Source organism: Streptomyces sp. NPDC029139, assembly GCF_055564335.1.
Genome location: NZ_JBVHWN010000001.1, coordinates 525617 through 541531 on the forward strand (window position 1 = coordinate 525617; position 15915 = coordinate 541531).

At 71.4% G+C, this 15915-nt stretch carries 17 protein-coding genes; 5 read left to right on the plus strand and 12 right to left on the minus strand.

The genetic code is table 11. From position 1 onward, the window contains the following. The first annotated feature begins 6 nt into the window (after window positions 1-6). Entirely contained in the window at window positions 7-540 is a 534-nt protein-coding gene (locus ACZ4VW_RS02320) for an alkyl hydroperoxide reductase (protein ID WP_355105705.1), read from the plus strand. 68 nt (window positions 541-608) lie between these two features. On the opposite strand, the gene ACZ4VW_RS02325 is transcribed toward ACZ4VW_RS02320, so the two are convergent. From ACZ4VW_RS02325 to ACZ4VW_RS02345, 5 genes are all read right to left on the minus strand, one after another. Then, window positions 609-1295, minus strand: coding sequence for a hypothetical protein (locus tag ACZ4VW_RS02325; RefSeq protein ID WP_467957512.1), 687 nt, complete (start codon window positions 1293-1295; stop codon window positions 609-611). Next, complete coding sequence (locus ACZ4VW_RS02330; RefSeq protein ID WP_467957514.1) at window positions 1292-2806, minus strand: AI-2E family transporter; 1515 nt, start codon at window positions 2804-2806, stop codon at window positions 1292-1294. The genes ACZ4VW_RS02325 and ACZ4VW_RS02330 overlap by 4 nt, the downstream gene beginning before the upstream one ends. Window positions 2807-2919: 113 nt before the next feature. Beyond that, window positions 2920-3609, minus strand: coding sequence for an aggregation-promoting factor C-terminal-like domain-containing protein (locus ACZ4VW_RS02335; RefSeq protein WP_467957516.1), 690 nt, complete (start codon window positions 3607-3609; stop codon window positions 2920-2922). Between the two features lie 356 nt (window positions 3610-3965). After that, window positions 3966-5288 (minus strand): PhoH family protein, encoded by a 1323-nt coding sequence (locus tag ACZ4VW_RS02340; RefSeq protein ID WP_355105697.1) that lies wholly within the window; start codon window positions 5286-5288, stop codon window positions 3966-3968. Window positions 5289-5584: 296 nt separating this feature from the next. Continuing rightward, window positions 5585-6346: an isoprenyl transferase gene (locus ACZ4VW_RS02345; protein ID WP_467957519.1), complete on the minus strand. Its 762-nt coding sequence runs from the start codon at window positions 6344-6346 to the stop codon at window positions 5585-5587. Window positions 6347-6408: 62 nt separating this feature from the next. On the opposite strand from ACZ4VW_RS02345, the gene mgrA reads away from it, so the two are divergent. Continuing rightward, window positions 6409-7494 carry an L-glyceraldehyde 3-phosphate reductase gene (gene mgrA / locus ACZ4VW_RS02350; protein WP_467957521.1) on the plus strand — a complete coding sequence of 362 codons (1086 nt, stop codon included), beginning with the start codon at window positions 6409-6411 and terminating at the stop codon, window positions 7492-7494. A 357-nt stretch (window positions 7495-7851) separates the two neighbouring features. Here the strand turns inward: mgrA and ACZ4VW_RS02355 are convergent, their stop codons facing one another. Genes ACZ4VW_RS02355 through ACZ4VW_RS02365 form a run of 3 tightly spaced genes read right to left on the minus strand, consistent with a single transcriptional unit; the run spans window position 7852 to window position 10794 of the window. Further along, on the minus strand, window positions 7852-8205 hold the full coding sequence (locus tag ACZ4VW_RS02355; RefSeq protein WP_467957523.1) for a winged helix-turn-helix transcriptional regulator: 354 nt from the start codon (window positions 8203-8205) through the stop codon (window positions 7852-7854). 53 nt (window positions 8206-8258) lie between these two features. Further along, on the minus strand, window positions 8259-9860 hold the full coding sequence (locus tag ACZ4VW_RS02360; RefSeq protein ID WP_467957525.1) for a DUF2079 domain-containing protein: 1602 nt from the start codon (window positions 9858-9860) through the stop codon (window positions 8259-8261). A gap of 25 nt (window positions 9861-9885) precedes the next feature. Then, window positions 9886-10794: a prepilin peptidase gene (locus tag ACZ4VW_RS02365; RefSeq protein WP_467957527.1), complete on the minus strand. Its 909-nt coding sequence runs from the start codon at window positions 10792-10794 to the stop codon at window positions 9886-9888. A 40-nt stretch (window positions 10795-10834) separates the two neighbouring features. Here ACZ4VW_RS02365 and ACZ4VW_RS02370 point away from each other — a divergent pair, with 40 nt between their 5' ends. Then, on the plus strand, window positions 10835-11203 hold the full coding sequence (locus ACZ4VW_RS02370; RefSeq protein WP_467957529.1) for a DUF192 domain-containing protein: 369 nt from the start codon (window positions 10835-10837) through the stop codon (window positions 11201-11203). Here ACZ4VW_RS02370 and ACZ4VW_RS02375 read toward each other — a convergent pair. Then, complete coding sequence (locus ACZ4VW_RS02375) at window positions 11175-12305, minus strand: hypothetical protein (RefSeq protein ID WP_467957531.1); 1131 nt, start codon at window positions 12303-12305, stop codon at window positions 11175-11177. The genes ACZ4VW_RS02370 and ACZ4VW_RS02375 overlap by 29 nt on opposite strands. 254 nt (window positions 12306-12559) lie before the next feature. After that, window positions 12560-12925 carry a hypothetical protein gene (locus ACZ4VW_RS02380; RefSeq protein ID WP_467957533.1) on the minus strand — a complete coding sequence of 122 codons (366 nt, stop codon included), beginning with the start codon at window positions 12923-12925 and terminating at the stop codon, window positions 12560-12562. 113 nt (window positions 12926-13038) lie between these two features. Between ACZ4VW_RS02380 and ACZ4VW_RS02385 the strand changes: the two genes are divergently transcribed. Together ACZ4VW_RS02385 and ACZ4VW_RS02390 are read left to right on the plus strand one after the other, a co-directional pair. After that, window positions 13039-14019 (plus strand): hypothetical protein, encoded by a 981-nt coding sequence (locus tag ACZ4VW_RS02385; protein ID WP_467957535.1) that lies wholly within the window; start codon window positions 13039-13041, stop codon window positions 14017-14019. Between the two features lie 68 nt (window positions 14020-14087). Beyond that, window positions 14088-14690 (plus strand): DUF1349 domain-containing protein, encoded by a 603-nt coding sequence (locus ACZ4VW_RS02390; protein ID WP_467957537.1) that lies wholly within the window; start codon window positions 14088-14090, stop codon window positions 14688-14690. A 27-nt stretch (window positions 14691-14717) separates the two neighbouring features. On the opposite strand, the gene ACZ4VW_RS02395 is transcribed toward ACZ4VW_RS02390, so the two are convergent. Together ACZ4VW_RS02395 and ACZ4VW_RS02400 are read right to left on the minus strand one after the other, a co-directional pair. Further along, window positions 14718-15323, minus strand: a complete 606-nt coding sequence (locus tag ACZ4VW_RS02395; RefSeq protein WP_467957539.1) for an OmpA family protein — start codon at window positions 15321-15323, stop codon at window positions 14718-14720. Window positions 15324-15330: 7 nt separating this feature from the next. Further along, window positions 15331-15912: a hypothetical protein gene (locus ACZ4VW_RS02400; RefSeq protein ID WP_467957541.1), complete on the minus strand. Its 582-nt coding sequence runs from the start codon at window positions 15910-15912 to the stop codon at window positions 15331-15333. Window positions 15913-15915 lie beyond the last annotated feature (3 nt).

Consider the following 15915-nt stretch of genomic DNA (forward strand, 5'->3'; position numbering starts at 1 on the left):
TCTGACATGGCTCTCGACGAACTCAAGGCAGCCGTACCGGACTTCGCCAAGGACCTGAAGCTGAACCTCGGTTCGGTGATCGGCAACAGCGAGCTCCCGCAGCAGCAGCTCTGGGGCACGGTCCTGGCCTGCGCGATCGCCTCGCGCTCGCCGAAGGTCCTGGCCGAGCTGGAGCCGGAGGCCAAGGCCAACCTCAAGCCCGAGGCGTACACGGCGGCCAAGTCCGCCGCCGCGATCATGGCGATGAACAACGTCTTCTACCGGACCCGGCACCTGCTGTCGGACCCGGAGTACGGGACGATGCGCGCCGGTCTGCGGATGAACGTCATCGGCAACCCGGGTGTCGAGAAGGTCGACTTCGAGCTGTGGTCGCTGGCCGTCTCGGCGATCAACGGCTGCGGCCAGTGCCTGGACTCGCACGAGCAGGTCCTGCGCAAGGCCGGCGTGGAGCGCGAGACGATCCAGGAGGCCGTCAAGATCGCCTCGGTGATCCAGGCGGTCGGCGTGACGCTGGACGCGGAAGCGCTCATCGCCGAGTGAGGCGTGTGAACTGAAGGAAGGGCCCCGGGGTACGCACCCCGGGGCCCTTCTTCGTCACGCGCGCCGTGTCACTTCTTGAGCACGGCGATCAGCGCGTTCATGTCGTCGGTGAGCTGGGCGTCGATCGTGGACAGGTTCCGCCGCTTCGCCCCCTGGACCGGCTCGCCGTCCTCGTCGTACGCGTCGTTGACGGTGAGGCTGATCGAGATCTCCGCCTGCCCGTCCAGGACGTGGAGCACGGCGCGGCTGTTGTCCTCGTCGCGGTCGAAGAGCGCCTGCTCCGCGATGCCCGGCAGGTCCCTGATCCCCTCCCCCGCGAACTCCCTGACCCGCACCCCGAACTCCGGCTCCGGGTCGGTCACCCTGTGCAGCTGGTACACGACCTCGACCGCGTAGCCGGAGCCCTCGCTGCCGAGTTGCAGGTAGCAGTACGACCTGTCCAGCACGTCGTTGCGCTCCACGCTGCCGGGCGCGTCCAGCGACCGCGTGCCGAGCGCCCTCGTGAGCGACTCCAGCTTCGCCTTCTGGCACAGGTTGTCGACACGCCCGTACCCGCCGAGATCGACGCCCCGTTCCTGGCTCCGCTCGTACGCGTACAGTCCGCCGGCCCACACCGCCGACGCCACGACGGCACCGCCGAGCGCCCACAGCCACGGGCGCCGGGGACGCGGCGGGCGCGGGGCCTTCGGCTCGTGGGCGAGCAGCTGCCCCGCCGGGAAGTCGGCCTCACCCATCAGCTCCGGTTCGGAGATCATGCGTCACCCCGCTCCGTGGAACCGGGCGCCGGGGTCGGCGCGATCTCGTACGCGGTCGCGCCGCGCGGCTCCGGGGCGCCGAGCAGGGCCCGTTCCTGGCTGTACGCGCGGAGGTAGGCGACCACGGTGTTGGTCACCGCGACCAGCGGCACGGCCACCACCGCGCCGCCGATGCCGGCGGTCAGTCCGCCGGCCGCGACCGCGAGGACGACGGCGAGCGGGTGGACCCGGACCGCCCGGCCGAGGATGAACGGCTGGAGCACGTGCCCCTCGATCTGTTGGACGGCGAGGACGACGACGAGGACCATCAGGGCGGTGAACACCCCGTTGGTGACCAGGGCGACCACGACCGCGAGGGCGCCGGAGATGACGGCACCGACCAGCGGGATGAAGGCGAAGAGGAAGATGAACACGGCGAGCGGGACGGCCATCGGGACATCGAGGAAGTACAGCCCGAGGCCGATGAAGACCGCGTCGATCAGCGCGACGAGCACCGTGCCGCGGACGTAGGCGGTCAGGGTCCGCCAGGCCCGGGGCCCCGCGCCCGCGACGCCCGGGCGGGCCTGGGCGGGCACCAGCTTCAGCGTCCACTGCCAGACCTTCTTGCCGTCGTACAGCAGGAAGAGCGTGCAGAACATCGCGAGGAGTATGCCGGTCAGCGCCTCCACGATCACGGTCACGCCCTGGAGCCCGGCGGAGGTGATCTGTTCGGTGTTGGCGCCGACGGTGTCGCTGAGGTTCTTGGCGATGTCGTTGATCTGCTTCTCGGTCACGTGGAACGGACTGTCGAGCAGCCACTGTTTGAGCTCTTCGATGCCGTCCCGGACCCGGTCGGACAGGTTGTCGATGTTGTCCATGACCTGCCAGACCACGAACCAGCCGACCAGGCCCATGATCACGAATCCGGAGACGGCGGTGACGGCGGTGGCGACGCCACGCGGCAGCCCGGAACGGCGCAGCCACTTCACGGTGGGCTGGAGCAGGGCGGTGATGAGCAGCGCGGCGACGAAGGCGAGGACGACCAGCTGCACCGAGCTGATCACCTTCATCAGCACCCAGACGGTGCCGGCGAGCACGAGCAGCCGCCAGCCGGCCTCGGCCGCGACCCTCATCCCCCACGGGATCGCGGCGACCGGGTCGGGCCGTGCGGCGACGGCGGGGGCGTAGTGCGGAGGCGCGGGCACGGAGACGGCGGTGCTCCCGGTCCACGGCGCGCGCCGCCCGGGCCACCGCGCGGACTCGAACGCGCCCTTGGAACCCGAGCGTCCGCCGGACGGCTGCCCGGCCGTGTCCCCCGAGTCCTGTTCCGCGGCCGGTCCGGTGGCGGGCGGCTGCCCGGGGGTCCGCGCGAACCCCTGTGCGTCGCCGTCGCCGGCCGGAGGCGTCAGATGGCCCCGCGGCGCGTCCGGTTCGTCCTCACCCTCGGCCCGTGCGCGGCGCTCGTCCAGGCGGTCACCCATGCGGCGCAGGCCGTCGCCGAGGCTGTTCAGCCATCCTGGCAGTCTTGACATGATCTTCTCTCTTCCCCCGCTCACTCCCCCCGGGAGCCGTGGACCAGAACCTACACGCATGAAGCCCCTCACCGTAGGACGGTGAGGGGCTCCCCGAGGTTGAGCTCGCCGGTCTAGTACCAGCGGTTGGCCTGCCAGAACTGCCACGCGCCGCAGGGGCTGTCGTAGCGGTTGTTCATGTAGCTCAGGCCCCACTTGATCTGGGTGGCGGGGTTCGTCTGCCAGTCGGCGCCGGCCGTCGACATCTTCGAACCCGGGAGAGCCTGGACGAGGCCGTACGCGCCCGAGGACGGGTTGGTCGCGCGGTAGTTCCAGCCGGACTCGTGGTCCACGATGTTGCTGAAGCACTGGAACTGCGAGGCCGGGATCATCTGGCGGGCGATCGCCTTGACCTCCGCGATGGAGTACGAACCCTGGGCGGAGAAGCTCGACGCGTCACGGACCGAGGAACGCTCGGCGCGCGCGGCGGCCTCCTTGCGCTCCTGCTCCGCCTTGTCCGCGGCCTTCTTCTTCGCCTCGGCGTCCTTGGCGGCCTGGATGCGGGCCGCTTCCTCCGCGGACTTCTTCACGGCCGAGTCGGCCGCGGCGGCCTGGGCGGCCGCCTGCTCCGAGAGCGAGGAGACCTGTACCTGGGCCTGTTCGCCGACGGGGATGTCCGCGAGCAGCGTGGTGTCGGCCGCGGTGGCCTCGAAGTTGTCGCCCGAGGGCTGGGTGTTGCCCGAGGCAACGCCCACGACGGCGCCGACGGTGGTGACCGCAGTGGCCGAAGCCACCGCGAATCCCCGGACCGAGATCCGGCTCACACGGTTTCCTTCCAGCATCGCCCACGCAGGTGACCAAGCGGGCGAAATCGTGCCCCTGGCGCTGGTCTCCGACGTAATGGGTCACAGAAGACACGGGCCCGTGGTGCTGTGGGCGGCATACGGCGAACGGCTGTTGAGTTGTGTGGTGCCGCACCCCTGAGGGTGCACGTGTGCCGTATGCGGGGCCTGACGGAAGCAAGACTCTGCCGGACGCCGACGCCGCAAGGCAATTCTGCGTTGCGTGTGAAAGCTCACACCTCGTAAGTCTCAGGAGTTTTGCGGGATTCGGCGGACAGCAGAGCGCCGCCCGGCTAAGCTCCTGCGCTTTGCCGGGCGGCGCCCCCTGCCGTAACGGGTCAGATCTGGCCGTCCTCCAGCATTTCGGTCACGAGCGCGGCGATCTGGGAGCGCTCGGAGCGGGTGAGCGTGACATGGGCGAAGAGCGGATGACCCTTCAGCTTCTCGACCACGGCGACGACTCCGTCGTACCGGCCGACCCGGAGGTTGTCACGCTGGGCGACGTCGTGGGTCAGGACGACTCGGGAGTTCGCCCCGATCCGGGACAGAACGGTCAACAGGACGTTCCGCTCCAGGGACTGGGCCTCGTCCACGATGACGAACGCGTCGTGGAGGGAGCGGCCCCGGATGTGGGTGAGCGGCAGGACCTCCAGCATCCCGCGGCCGAGCACCTCCTCGATGACCTCCCGGCTCGCCACGGCCGACAGGGTGTCGAAGACCGCCTGCGCCCAGGGGCTCATCTTCTCGGCCTCGCTGCCCGGCAGATAGCCGAGCTCCTGGCCGCCGACCGCGTACAGCGGACGGAACACCATCACCTTCTGGTGCTGCCGTCGCTCCAGGACGGCCTCCAGGCCCGCGCAGAGCGCCAGCGCCGACTTGCCCGTGCCGGCCCGGCCTCCCATCGAGATGATGCCGACGTCCGGGTCGAGGAGCAGATCGAGCGCGATCCGCTGCTCGGCGCTGCGGCCGCGGATGCCGAACGCCTCCCGGTCGCCCCGCACCAGCCGGACGTTTCCCTCCGCCGTGATCCGGCCCAGCGCCTTGCCCCGCTCGGACTGCAGGACCAGACCCGTGTGGACGGGCAGCTCGGCGGCCTCCGGGACGTACAGGGACTCCTGGTCGAAGAGGATGTCCACCTGGTCGGCGCCGAGGGCCAGTTCGGACATTCCGGTCCAGCCGGAGTCCGTGATGGCCAGTTCGGCGCGGTACTCCTCGGCGAGGAGACCGACCGAGGACGCCTTGATGCGCAGCGGCAGGTCCTTGGAGACGACCGTGACGTCGTACCCCTCGGCCTGGAGATTGCGCGCGACCGCCAGAATCCGTGAGTCGTTGTCCCCCAACCGGTAGCCGGCCGGGAGCACGCCGGGGTCGGAATGGTTGAGTTCGACACGCAGCGTGCCGCCCAGGTCCCCGATGGGGAGCGGAGCGTCCAGTCGTCCGTACCGGACCCGGAAGTCGTCCAGGAGGCGCAGGGCCGCCCGGGCGAAGTAGCCGAGCTCGGGGTGGTGCCGCTTGGCCTCCAACTCGGTGACCACGACGATCGGGAGCACGACCTCGTGCTCGTCGAAGCGGGACACGGCGTTGGGGTCGGCCAGCAGGACGCTGGTGTCGAGAACATAGGTGCGCCTGTCGGACAAGCGGCGCTTAGTGCTGGTCACCACGGAAGGACAGACCCCCTCTGAAGACCCCTGTGAGGTCGGGGCGCGACGGAAACGGTGTCGCTGCGGGATGGGACCGGGCTCTGGCCACGAAACGCGGGCCGAGCTCCGGCCCTCCGCTTCGTCCGTACATGTCCTGCACGGTCGTCCTGGTGCAACGGGCCTCCCGGGTGGCGGTCTCCGTGCCGCTCACTCTGCAAGGGATATGCCCTCGAACACCCATTACCATGCGCGGGCATATGACGACGCGTTCATGAACGGGGGGTGACCCGCAGCCGCGCGGTGAGGGGAGGCGGAGCTCAGGTGCCGTAACGCCGGTGGCGGGCCGCGTAGTCGCGCAGCGCCCGCAGGAAGTCGACCTTCCGGAAGGCCGGCCAGTGGACCTCGCAGAAGTAGTACTCCGAGTGCGCGCTCTGCCACAGCATGAATCCGGAGAGGCGCTGCTCGCCGCTCGTACGGATCACCAGGTCGGGGTCGGGCTGGCCGCGCGTGTAGAGGTGCTCGGAGATGTGTTCGACGTCGACGATCTCGGCGAGCTCCTCGAAGCTCGTCCCCTTCTCCGCGTGCTCCAGGAGCAGCGAGCGGACCGCGTCCGCGATCTCCTGGCGCCCGCCGTACCCGACGGCGACGTTCACGAGTATCCCGGTGTTGTCGTGGGTGACCTGCTCGGCCTCCTTCAACACGGACTGGGTCCGGTCCGGGAGCAGGTCCAGCGTGCCGACGTGGTGGACCCGCCAGCGGCCGTCGGCGGCCAGGGCGCGCACCGCGTCCTCGATGATGGCGAGCAGCGGGCGGAGCTGCTCCTCGGGCCGGTTCAGGTTGTCCGTGGAGAGCATCCAGAGCGTGACGACCTCGACGTCCGTCTCGGCGCACCAGCCGAGCAGCTCCTGGATCTTGTCGGCGCCCGCCTTGTGGCCCTGCTCGGGGGTTCCTCCGGAAGCCTTGGCCCAGCGCCGGTTGCCGTCGAGGATCACGCCGATGTGCTTGGGCACCTGGGCATGGTCGAGGCGGCCTTCCACCCGGCGTGCGTAGAGCCCGTACACCAGGTCGCGCAGGTTCACTGTTCTTAACCCCTCCATGCAGCGGCGGTCCCCGAAGCCGCCACATTACTGCGCACGGGTCAATGGCTCCCAGCCCGGGACTGTCACAAGTCCGTGATAAGCAGAGATACGTGACTGATTCCCCCCTGTACCGCGCCTCCGCGGACCGCTACGAGCACATGGAGTACCGCCGCACGGGTCGCAGCGGGCTCAAGCTTCCGGCCGTCTCGCTCGGCCTCTGGCACAACTTCGGCGACGACCGCGCGCTCGACTCGCAGCGCGCGATCCTGCGCCGCGCCTTCGACCTCGGTGTGACCCACTTCGACCTGGCGAACAACTACGGGCCGCCGCCCGGCTCGGCCGAGCTGAACTTCGGCAAGATCTTCGCGCAGGACTTCGCGCCCTACCGGGACGAGCTGATCATCTCGACGAAGGCCGGCTATCTGATGCACCCCGGCCCCTACGGCGAGTGGGGGTCCCGCAAGTATCTGATGTCGTCGCTGAACGCCTCGCTGAAGCGGATGGGCCTGGACCACGTCGACATCTTCTACTCGCACCGCTTCGACCCGCACACCCCGCTGGAGGAGACGATGGGGGCGCTCGCCTCCGCCGTCCAGCAGGGCAAGGCGCTGTACGTCGGCGTCTCCTCGTACACCAGCGAGCAGACCGCCGAGGCCGCCGGCATCCTCAAGGACATGGGCGTCCCCGCGCTCATCCACCAGCCGTCGTACTCGATGATCAACCGCTGGACCGAGGAGGACGGCCTCCTGGACACGCTGGAGGCCGCCGGCATGGGCTGCATCTCCTTCGTGCCGCTCGCCCAGGGGCTTCTCACCAACAAGTACCTGAAGGGCATCCCGGAGGGTTCGCGGGCCACGCAGGGCAAGTCCCTCGACCCGAACCTGCTCTCCGACGAGGTGCTGCGGCGCCTGCGCGGTCTCGCGGACATCGCCGAGCGGCGCGGTCAGTCGCTGGCGCAGCTCGCGCTGTCGTGGGTGCTGCGCGACGAGCGGATGACCTCGGCGCTGATCGGCGCCTCCAGCGTGGGACAGCTGGAGGAGAACGTCGCCGCGCTGGCCGGGCCGCCGCTGACGGAGGAGGAGCTGAAGGAGATCGATTCCTTCGCCGTGGACACCGCGGGCACCAACATCTGGGCCGGACGGAACTGACCTCCGGGCCGGGGCGCTGTGGCCCGGCTCTCGCCCCCGGTCACGGCGCCGGTCGCGGGGGCAGAAAAAACGGGCCGGTCCGTGGGGGGGGATACGGACCGGCCCGAGGGGGGGTTTCCACCATAACCCTTCATTACTGGTGTCGCGTGCCACACGTCGCCAATGGCCCGCCCCGGAATCGCCGGAGCCCAGTCGGGACAAGGGCTGCGGAGCCCTTTGGCGGGTTTGCGCCCCGGCGTGGCGGCGGGTTCCGTACCTCCCAAGAGGGACCCCCGGGGACGGGCTCCCGGTTGACGGACCGGGTCGGTGGGGAGGCCGGGCCGGGCGGTCCCAGCAGGCCGATCAGTGCAGGCAGGGTCAGGCGGCCTGGGCGGCCTTACGGGCGAGGATCTCGGCCATGAAACGGTCGCCCCACTCGCCCAGCGGCAGCAGCGCCGTGTTCAGCGCCTCGCCGAGCTCCGTCAGGGAGTACTCCACGCGGGGCGGGACCTCCCGGTAGATCTCGCGGTGGACGATGCCGTCCGCCTCCAGCTCGCGCAGCTGCTGGATCAGCACCTTCTCGCTCACGCCGGTGATCTGCCGCTTCAGCTCCCCGAAACGGGTCGTGCCGTGTGCGTGCAGCGCCCACAGGATCAGCGGCTTCCACTTGCCGCCGACGACGTCGACGGCGGCGTCGAGCCCGCAGTCGTAACCGGTCTTCCCCTTGGCCATCGCCAACTCCTCGTATCGTCCCGACTGTTCGGTCAAGGCGAAGAGCCCCGGACCTATTCCTCACCCCGCCCAGGTCCCGGCGCATCGGCGCGGCCGGGGCGGCCGGCGCGCAGGAGCGTCACGCCGTCCCGTGCCGCGACGATTTCGTAGCCGTGGCGCTCCCGGGCCGCTCGCAGCTCGGCCTCCTGCCGGTCGAGCGGGTAGGGCCAGTGGCCGGGCTTGTAGGGCCATGCCTCCGGCGCCCGGTTGTCGTACACGATCCACTCGGCGGTCGGCGGCGGCAGGTGCTCGCGGTCGTACTCGTACAGCTCGCTGTCCACCGGGAAGGTCGGGAAGATCACGACCTCGCAGCGCGACGTGAGCTGCGGGGCCAACCGGTTGGACGCGGCGACCGTCGTGCCGTCCGGGATCCGGGCGAGCAGCGCACGGGCGGCCTCGATGTGCGGGGTGGTCCGCCAGGTGGCCCGCTGGGCCAGCTGCGCCAGGGGGAAGGACGGGATCATCACGGCGGTCACGGCGAGCACGGTGGCGAGCGAGGCCCGCACGTTCCGGGCGGAGGTCTCGCGGCTCAGGGCGTCGATCAGCCCCGCGCACACGACCGGCATGAGGATCGCGCTGTAGTGGAAGGCCGTGCCCCAGTGGAAGCCGTTCTCGGAGACCATGCGCCAGGCGAGGGTGGGCACGGCGATCATCGCGAGCGGTGAGCGCAGGGCGAGCAGCGCGGAGGGGGCGAAGACCAGGATCAGGGTCATCGCCTTGATGTCCGGGCGCAGGGCGTCGAGCGGGGCGTGCGCGAGCGTGGAGAGCAGCGAGCCGTGCCCGTCGGCGAGGTTGCCGCCGTGGGCGTAGTCCCCGCCCGGGTTGAACGCGGGGAGCAGCAGCTTGATCTCGATCAGGGAGCCGAGCAGACCGGCCGCGGCGGTGGTGATGCCGAGCCGGCGCGGTCCTTTGACGGCGATGTACACGCCGACGGCGGCCAGGGTCAGCCCCAGGTCCTCCTTGACGAGGAGGAGGGGGGCGGCCCAGGCGACGGCGCTGCCCCAGCGCCGGCGGCCGAGCGCTTCGAGGGCGAAGGCGAGCAGCGGTACGGCGAGCGCGACCTCGTGGAAGTCGAAGGCGGCGGCGGAGGCGATGCCCCAGCTGAGTCCGTACGCGGCGGCGACCGCGTGGGCGGCCCGGCGGCCGAGCGCGCGCAGGGCCCAGCGGGCGAGGGGGACGACGGCCAGGGCGAGGAGGGCGGACTGGGCGATCAGGAGGCAGAGGGGGGATGGCCAGAGGCGGTAGAGGGGGGCGAGGACCGCGAGGAGGGGGTGAAAGTGGTCGCCGAGCAGGTTGAAGTCCGGGCCGCGCAGGGGGACGACGGGGGCGCGGAACTCGGCGTAGGCGCGGAGTGCCTGTTCGAAGATGCCCAGGTCGTAGCCGGTGGTGCGCAGGAGCTGGTGGCGGCGCACGGCGACCGTCGCGTAGAGGAGGCAGAGGGCCGCGGCCCATGCCCAGGGGAGGAGACCGGGCCGCCGGAACCACGGGGTGGGCGGCGGGGCGGGTTCCTCGGGGGACGCGACCGGCAGCTCGGGCAGTTCGGCGGGCAGTTCGGCGGGCCGCTCGTCAGGTCGCTCGTCAGGTCGCTTGGGCTTTTTGTCAGGCATTGTCCGCATGTGCCTGGATGCTAGGTCGCCGGACTCAGGGGGTCGCGGAGAGCGCGCCGAGAAGCAGCCCGAGCAGCGCCCCGCCGATCATGAAGGGGCCGAAGGGGATCGTGGACTTCCGGCTTCCGCGCCGCGCGAGGACGAGGCAGAGCCCGTACAGCGAACCGGCGAGGAATGCCGCGAACGTACCGGCGAAGAGGATGCCCCGGCCGTACCAGCCAAGGGCCGCCCCGAGGGAGAGGGCGAGCTTGACGTCCCCCAAGCCCATGCCCTTCGGATGGATACGGAACAGCAGGAGGTAGCCGCCACCGAGGGCGAGCCCGCCGAGCAGGGCGTGGAGCCAGGAACCGGCGTCGTACGGCAGCAGTTCGGCGCCGAGGAGGAGCAGCGGGGTGGCGGCGGCGAGCGGAAGGGTGAGCTGGTCGGGCAGTCGGCGGACGCGAATGTCGACGGTCGCCAAAAGCACGGCGAAGGGCGCGTACAGGAGCCAGACGGCGAGTTCGGGACGGGGACCGGTGGCGGCGGCGAGTCCGGCGCAGGCGAGCGCGGTGACGAGGGACGGGACGAGGACGGCGAGGGAGGAGGGGGCGAGGGAGGCGCCGCGAGGCGGGGAGGTGGGAGCGGGGGTGGAGGAGGGGGAGGCGGGGGCGGGGGTGGGGGTGGAGGAGTGGGAGGCGGGGGCGGGGGTGGCGCGGGCGCTCGAGGCGGGCGGGCCGGGAGCGAGCGGGCGACGGGCGAGCCGGCGCTGCGTGGTGCCGGCGCAGGCGGGGCAGCCGGGGCCGCCGAGCCAGCCGCGCGCGGGGCCCACCAGGGCGTGCCCGGCCCGGCAGCCGGACCGCCACGGTTCCTCCGGCTCGACCGAGAGCCGGTACGCGGCGCGCGGCACGAGCAGCCCGGCGGCGGCGCCCCACAGGGCGGCGACGGCGATCAGCGTGGCGAACACCCGCCGCACCCTACCGAGCCCTGCCGCTACCGTCTCCCCCATGTGGAGACCGGGGAGTTGGCGCGACGGTACGGGCACACTGACGCTTCCCGGGGGGTCGGTGGAGCTGGAGATCGCGGCCTCCTACCGGGCGCGGCGCCGGGGCCTGCTCGGCCGCGACGGCATCGAAGGCGCCTTGCTCATCACCCCCACGAACAGCGTCCACACCTTCGGCATGCGCTTCGTCATCGACGTCGCCTACCTGGACCGGTCCTTCACCGTCCTCGACGTGGTCACGATGAGGCCGGGCCGGCTCGGCATGATCCGCCTTCGGGGCCGGCACGTGCTGGAGGCGGCGGGCGGCGCGATGGCGGGATGGGGGCTGCGGCCCGGCGTACGGGTCACGGCGGTCCCGGACCGAGCAGGGTGAAGGCGCCGTAGGCGGCGGAGGCGAGGGCGAGCCCGGCGAGGACCAGGACGCGGTCGCGCACCCGGAGCCGTACGAGCGCCACCGCGGCGGGCAGCAGCAGGCCGAACGCGGGCATCATCAGGCGCGGGCGGGAGCCGAAGTACGCGGCGCCGATCAGCGAGACGACCACGACCGCGATCGTGTACACGAGCAGCGGTAGGGGTTGCTTCTGCCGTACGCAGAGGACCACGAGCCACGCGAGCAGGCCGAGGGCCGCGCACAGTCCGAGGGCCGCGAGGGGCGGCAGGCCCCAGATGAAACGGGCGAGGGCGACCCCGCCGTCGATGGAGTTGCCCCAGGCGGCCTGGACGTCGAAGTACGCGGTAGGGCTGCCCTCCCGTACACCGACGTAGACGATGTACGCGAGCCAGCCCAGCGGGGCGATCAGCACCCCGGCCACCATGCGGGCGGGCAGCTTCCGTTCGCGGAGGACGGTGACGAGCGCGGTGATGCCGAGGGCGGCGACGAGCGCGGCGGCGGTCGGCCGGGTGAGCCCGGCGAGCACGCAGAGCGCACCGGCCAGGAGCCAGCGGTCGCGCAGCACGGCCAGGACCGACCAGGCGGCGAGCGCGGTGAAGAGCGTCTCCGTGTACGCCATCGACTGCACGAACGCGGTCGGGTACACGCCCCACAGGACGGCGAGCGCGACGCCGGCCTGCCGGCCGGCCGCGTGGCTTCCCACCGCGTAGATGCCCCAGGCGGCGGCGAGCGAGGCGGCCCAGGAGACGAGCAGGCCGGCGGTGGCGGCGTCGACGGGAAGCACGGTGGACAGGGCCCGCTCGAGCACCGGGAAGAGGGGGAAGAAGGCGAGGTCGGAGTGGACGCTCCCGTTCGGGAGCGTGACCTGGTAGCCGTATCCGTTCTCCGCGATGCGGACGTACCAGACGGCGTCCCAGCGGCCCGTCAGCCGGTGCAGCCCGTCCTTGCCCGTCACGGCGGCGGCGACGGCGAGGACCACGAGGCCGACGACGCGGGTGGCCGCGTAGCCGCAGAGGGCGGCGGCGACGGATTCCGGGGGACGGAGGCGCGGTCGGGGCTGGGGCCGGGGGCGGTCTGGGCACATGCGGTCGATTATGTCGGTGTCGTTCCTCGTCGCTCCCGGGGGATGCGACCGGCGCCCTCCGAGGGATGCGCCCGGTCCGCCGATGAGGGGTGCACCCGGTCCGCCGATGGGGAATGCGCTCCATCCGGCGATGAGGGGTGCACCCGGTCCGCCGATGAGGAGTGTGCCCGGTCCGCCGACGGGGGGTGTGCCCGGTCGGCCGGGTCGGCGCGGAGGTCACCGGGCCGTCCGGGGTCACGGCCCAGGAGCTGTCCTCAGCCGCCGGGCCGGATCCTGCCGAATCGGGCCGCCATGATGGGACCGAGTTCACGGACGATCGCGTGGCCGGGCTCTTGGGGGGACGGAAGGTCGTTGAGGAACGAGGTGACGATCACCTCGTCGACGGCGAGGACTCCGCGGGCGCTCTGCTCCTCCAGGAAGTCGAGCGTGTGGCGCCAGTCGGCCGCCGTCGGATCCTCACCGAGGTAGGAGCGCACGGTGTTCTGGACGACGTCCCAGAAGAACACGTGCGGCAGCACGCCGCCCTGGCTGAAGACATGCGCGTCGAGGGCGACCCGGAAGGCCGGAATCCGGGCCACGAGGTCGCTGACCAGCTGCACGCTCGGTGTTGTCGTCGTCATCAGCAGTCCACCTCGGAGCAGTCCCGGCGCCCGTTCGCACCAGGATGCGGTATGAGGGCGGGAGTTATCCACAGGGGATGCGAATTGTCCCTCGTCCGTGGATCGTTGGCTCCATGCACGACTTGGCGAGACTGGCTCGCGGCGGGGTGCTCCTGACCGAGTGGGTGTACGCGGCGGGCCGGCGAGGGGGCCTGCCGGGAAGGCGGCTGCGCGAGGAGGGGTGGCAGCGGATCTGCCGGGGGGCCTGGGCCGTCCCGGGGAAGGAGGTGGACTGGAAGGTCAGGGCGAGAGCGGTCCAGCTGCTGCGTCCGGAGCTGGTGTGCAGCCATGGGACGGCGGCGGCGCTGCACCGGGTCGAGGTCCTGGGCGGACAGCGGGAGGGGGTACTGGAGTTCACGGCGTCGCGGCGGAGCGGGGGGCGCTCCGGGCGGGCGGGCCTGCGGGTGCACACGACGGGTCGCCTGACCGCGAACGACACCTGCGTCCGGGCGGGGCTGCGGGTCACGAGCCCCGCCCGGACGGTCGGCGACCTCATACGGAGTTCCGGCACGCGGGAGGAGGCCGTGGTGGCGGCGGACTCGGCGCTGTCCCGTCGTACGGTCCGGGGCATACGCCGCGAGCCGCTCGTCCGGCACGACGACCTGGCCGCCGAACTGGCCGCCGGGCCGGCCCCGCGTCGCCCGGGCGCGGCCCGGGCGCGCCGTTGGCTGCGCCTGACGGACGCGGCCTCCGGCTCCCCGGCGGAGACGGTCGCCCGCCTCCGCATGCACGACGCCGGGCTCCACCCGGAGTGCCAGCCCCTTCTGTGCTCCCGCTCGGGCCGCTCCCTCCGCCCGGACTTCTTCTTCCGCGCGGCGGGCCTGGCCATCGAGATCGAGGGCTACGCCTTCCACGGGACGCGCCACGCCCACGACCGCGACGTCCGCCGCTTCAACGACCTCGCGGATTGCCCGGGTGTGCACCGCGTGCTCCGCTTCACGGCGGCGGACGTCTTCCAGCGACCGCACGACGTGGTCGGCACGGTCCGGGCGGCGTTGGCGAGTCTGGGAGACGGGAAGGGAGACCGCGCGGGCCGATGGCAGCACTTGGACTGAGCGGCGGATACATGGATCTTCGCTCCCTTCCCTGGCACCTGCTGGGGATGTCCGGCCAGAGTGTCGGGATGGACCATCACGCTGCCGCACTGCCCACCCCGGACGACTGGGACGTTCCGCCCGCCTCCTGGTCGCTGACCGATGACGTCCTGACCGTCACGGCCGGCGCGGAAACCGACATCTTCGTCGATCCGCTCACGGGAGAGGCGAAGGAGAACGCTCCCCGGGGGCTGTTCGAACCGCCGGCCGGCGACTGGCGGTTCTCGGCCCGCCTTCGCCCCGGCTTCCGGGCACCGTGGGACGCCGGGGCCCTGCTCGTCTGGAGGGACGCGGACCACTGGGCGAAGCTCACCTTCGAGCAGGCCCCCGACGGCCCGCCGGCAGTCTTCTCGGTGGTGACCCGCGGCCGCTCGGACGACGCCGTCGGCCGGGAGGTCGGGGGCGACCGGCTGTGGCTCCGCATCAGCCGTGTCGACGGCGCCTTCACGTTCCACGCCTCGGAGGACGGCCGGACGTGGCGCCTGGTCCGCCAGTTCGCCCTGGGGTCGCCGGGTGACGCGGTGCGGGTCGGGATCGAAGTCCAGTCCCCGGTGGGGCAGGGGTGTGCCGTCGACTTCGATCACGTGGTCCTGACGGGCGGCGCGGAGGTGCCCGGACCGGGAGGCGAGTAGCGCGTACGCGCCGCAGGTGTGTCGCCCCTAACCGCCCGTGGTCCGGGGGAACGAGATCTCGACGCGTCGGTTCTTGGTGCGGCCTTCCTCGGTGCTGTTGTCGGCGATGGGGTAGTCCTCGCTGTACCCACGGATGTCGAACGTCTTCCCGGGGTCGAGGCTCTTGGCCAACTCCTGCTGCACGGCGTCGGCGCGCTGCTTGGACAGCTTGAGGCCGTGCTCGTAGGAACCGAGGTTGTCGGTGAACCCGAAGACGCGGACCTTGCTGGAGTTCTGCTTGTTGATCTCCACGGCGATGGCGGCGATACGGGCGGTGGCGGCGGGCCCGAGCTTGGCGCTGTCCTTGCCGAACAGCACCTCGGCCTGGAGCGCGAACGTCACGTCGACGTTCGTGTCCTCACGGCGCTGTTCCCCGCCTTCCTCCTCGACGACCTGCTTGATGTCGAGCACCTTGGCGGGCGCGAGGGTGGCGCCGTCGGGAAGCATGAGCTCGGGGGAGTTCGCGTCGATGGGGGGCTGCGGGGAGGAGCTGGACGTGGAGTTGGGGGGATCGTCGGCGAGGGCGGGGGTGGCGGTGGCGGTGGCGAGGAGAAGGACTGCGGCGAGGACGGCGATGCGGCTCGATGTCGTCATGACGGCCTCAGGAGAGTTTGATGGTGCCGGGGCGGAAGGTCGGCAGCTGGAGCGTCACCTCGGCGGTATTGGCGGGCGGGGCGGGGAACTGCATGAAGACGTTCGTCGAGCGGCCCGCTCCCAGGTCCGAGAGGCCGGTCGTGGTCAGCGGTCGCCCGTCGGTGTCACGCAGGACGTAGTAGCGCTTCTTGCCCACGGAATCCACGATGGTCGCACCGCCCAGCGAGATCCCATGCTGGATGATCTCGGTCTCGTCTCCGGCGAGTTGGGTGGGGATGATCTGAGTCGAGTCCGAGGTGTTCTCCAGCTTTCCACTGACCGTCAGAAACCCCCCGACATCGCGCTTCGCCGACTCAACGGTGAACTCGAGCCCCTTCTGCCCTTTGAGGACTGCCAAGATTTCGGTGGGCTCCTCGGTTTGTGCTCCCTTGTTGCCTTCCGACGTCTGGGGAGCCTGAGAACTCGCCGAGCTGTTCTTCTGCGGGGGCTCGTCGTCACTGCCGCAGCCGCCAGCGCCGAGGACCAGACCAGCCGCGATGACGACAGCGACCATCCCCCTACGGGTCTTCGTCGCGTAGCGAACACTCATTGG

Excerpts from the sequence above, each read along its gene's own strand:
- ACZ4VW_RS02320 (WP_355105705.1), top strand. The coding sequence starts at position 7 with ATGGCTCTCGACGAACTCAAGGCAGCCGTACCGGACTTCGCCAAGGAC.
- ACZ4VW_RS02325 (WP_467957512.1), bottom strand. The coding sequence starts at position 1,295 with ATGATCTCCGAACCGGAGCTGATGGGTGAGGCCGACTTCCCGGCGGGG.
- ACZ4VW_RS02330 (WP_467957514.1), bottom strand. The coding sequence starts at position 2,806 with ATGTCAAGACTGCCAGGATGGCTGAACAGCCTCGGCGACGGCCTGCGC.
- mgrA (WP_467957521.1), top strand. The coding sequence starts at position 6,409 with ATGGCTCCCAGCCCGGGACTGTCACAAGTCCGTGATAAGCAGAGATAC.
- ACZ4VW_RS02355 (WP_467957523.1), bottom strand. The coding sequence starts at position 8,205 with ATGGCCAAGGGGAAGACCGGTTACGACTGCGGGCTCGACGCCGCCGTC.
- ACZ4VW_RS02360 (WP_467957525.1), bottom strand. The coding sequence starts at position 9,860 with ATGCGGACAATGCCTGACAAAAAGCCCAAGCGACCTGACGAGCGACCT.
- ACZ4VW_RS02370 (WP_467957529.1), top strand. The coding sequence starts at position 10,835 with ATGTGGAGACCGGGGAGTTGGCGCGACGGTACGGGCACACTGACGCTT.
- ACZ4VW_RS02375 (WP_467957531.1), bottom strand. The coding sequence starts at position 12,305 with ATGTGCCCAGACCGCCCCCGGCCCCAGCCCCGACCGCGCCTCCGTCCC.
- ACZ4VW_RS02380 (WP_467957533.1), bottom strand. The coding sequence starts at position 12,925 with ATGACGACGACAACACCGAGCGTGCAGCTGGTCAGCGACCTCGTGGCC.
- ACZ4VW_RS02385 (WP_467957535.1), top strand. The coding sequence starts at position 13,039 with ATGCACGACTTGGCGAGACTGGCTCGCGGCGGGGTGCTCCTGACCGAG.
- ACZ4VW_RS02390 (WP_467957537.1), top strand. The coding sequence starts at position 14,088 with ATGGACCATCACGCTGCCGCACTGCCCACCCCGGACGACTGGGACGTT.
- ACZ4VW_RS02395 (WP_467957539.1), bottom strand. The coding sequence starts at position 15,323 with ATGACGACATCGAGCCGCATCGCCGTCCTCGCCGCAGTCCTTCTCCTC.
- ACZ4VW_RS02400 (WP_467957541.1), bottom strand. The coding sequence starts at position 15,912 with ATGAGTGTTCGCTACGCGACGAAGACCCGTAGGGGGATGGTCGCTGTC.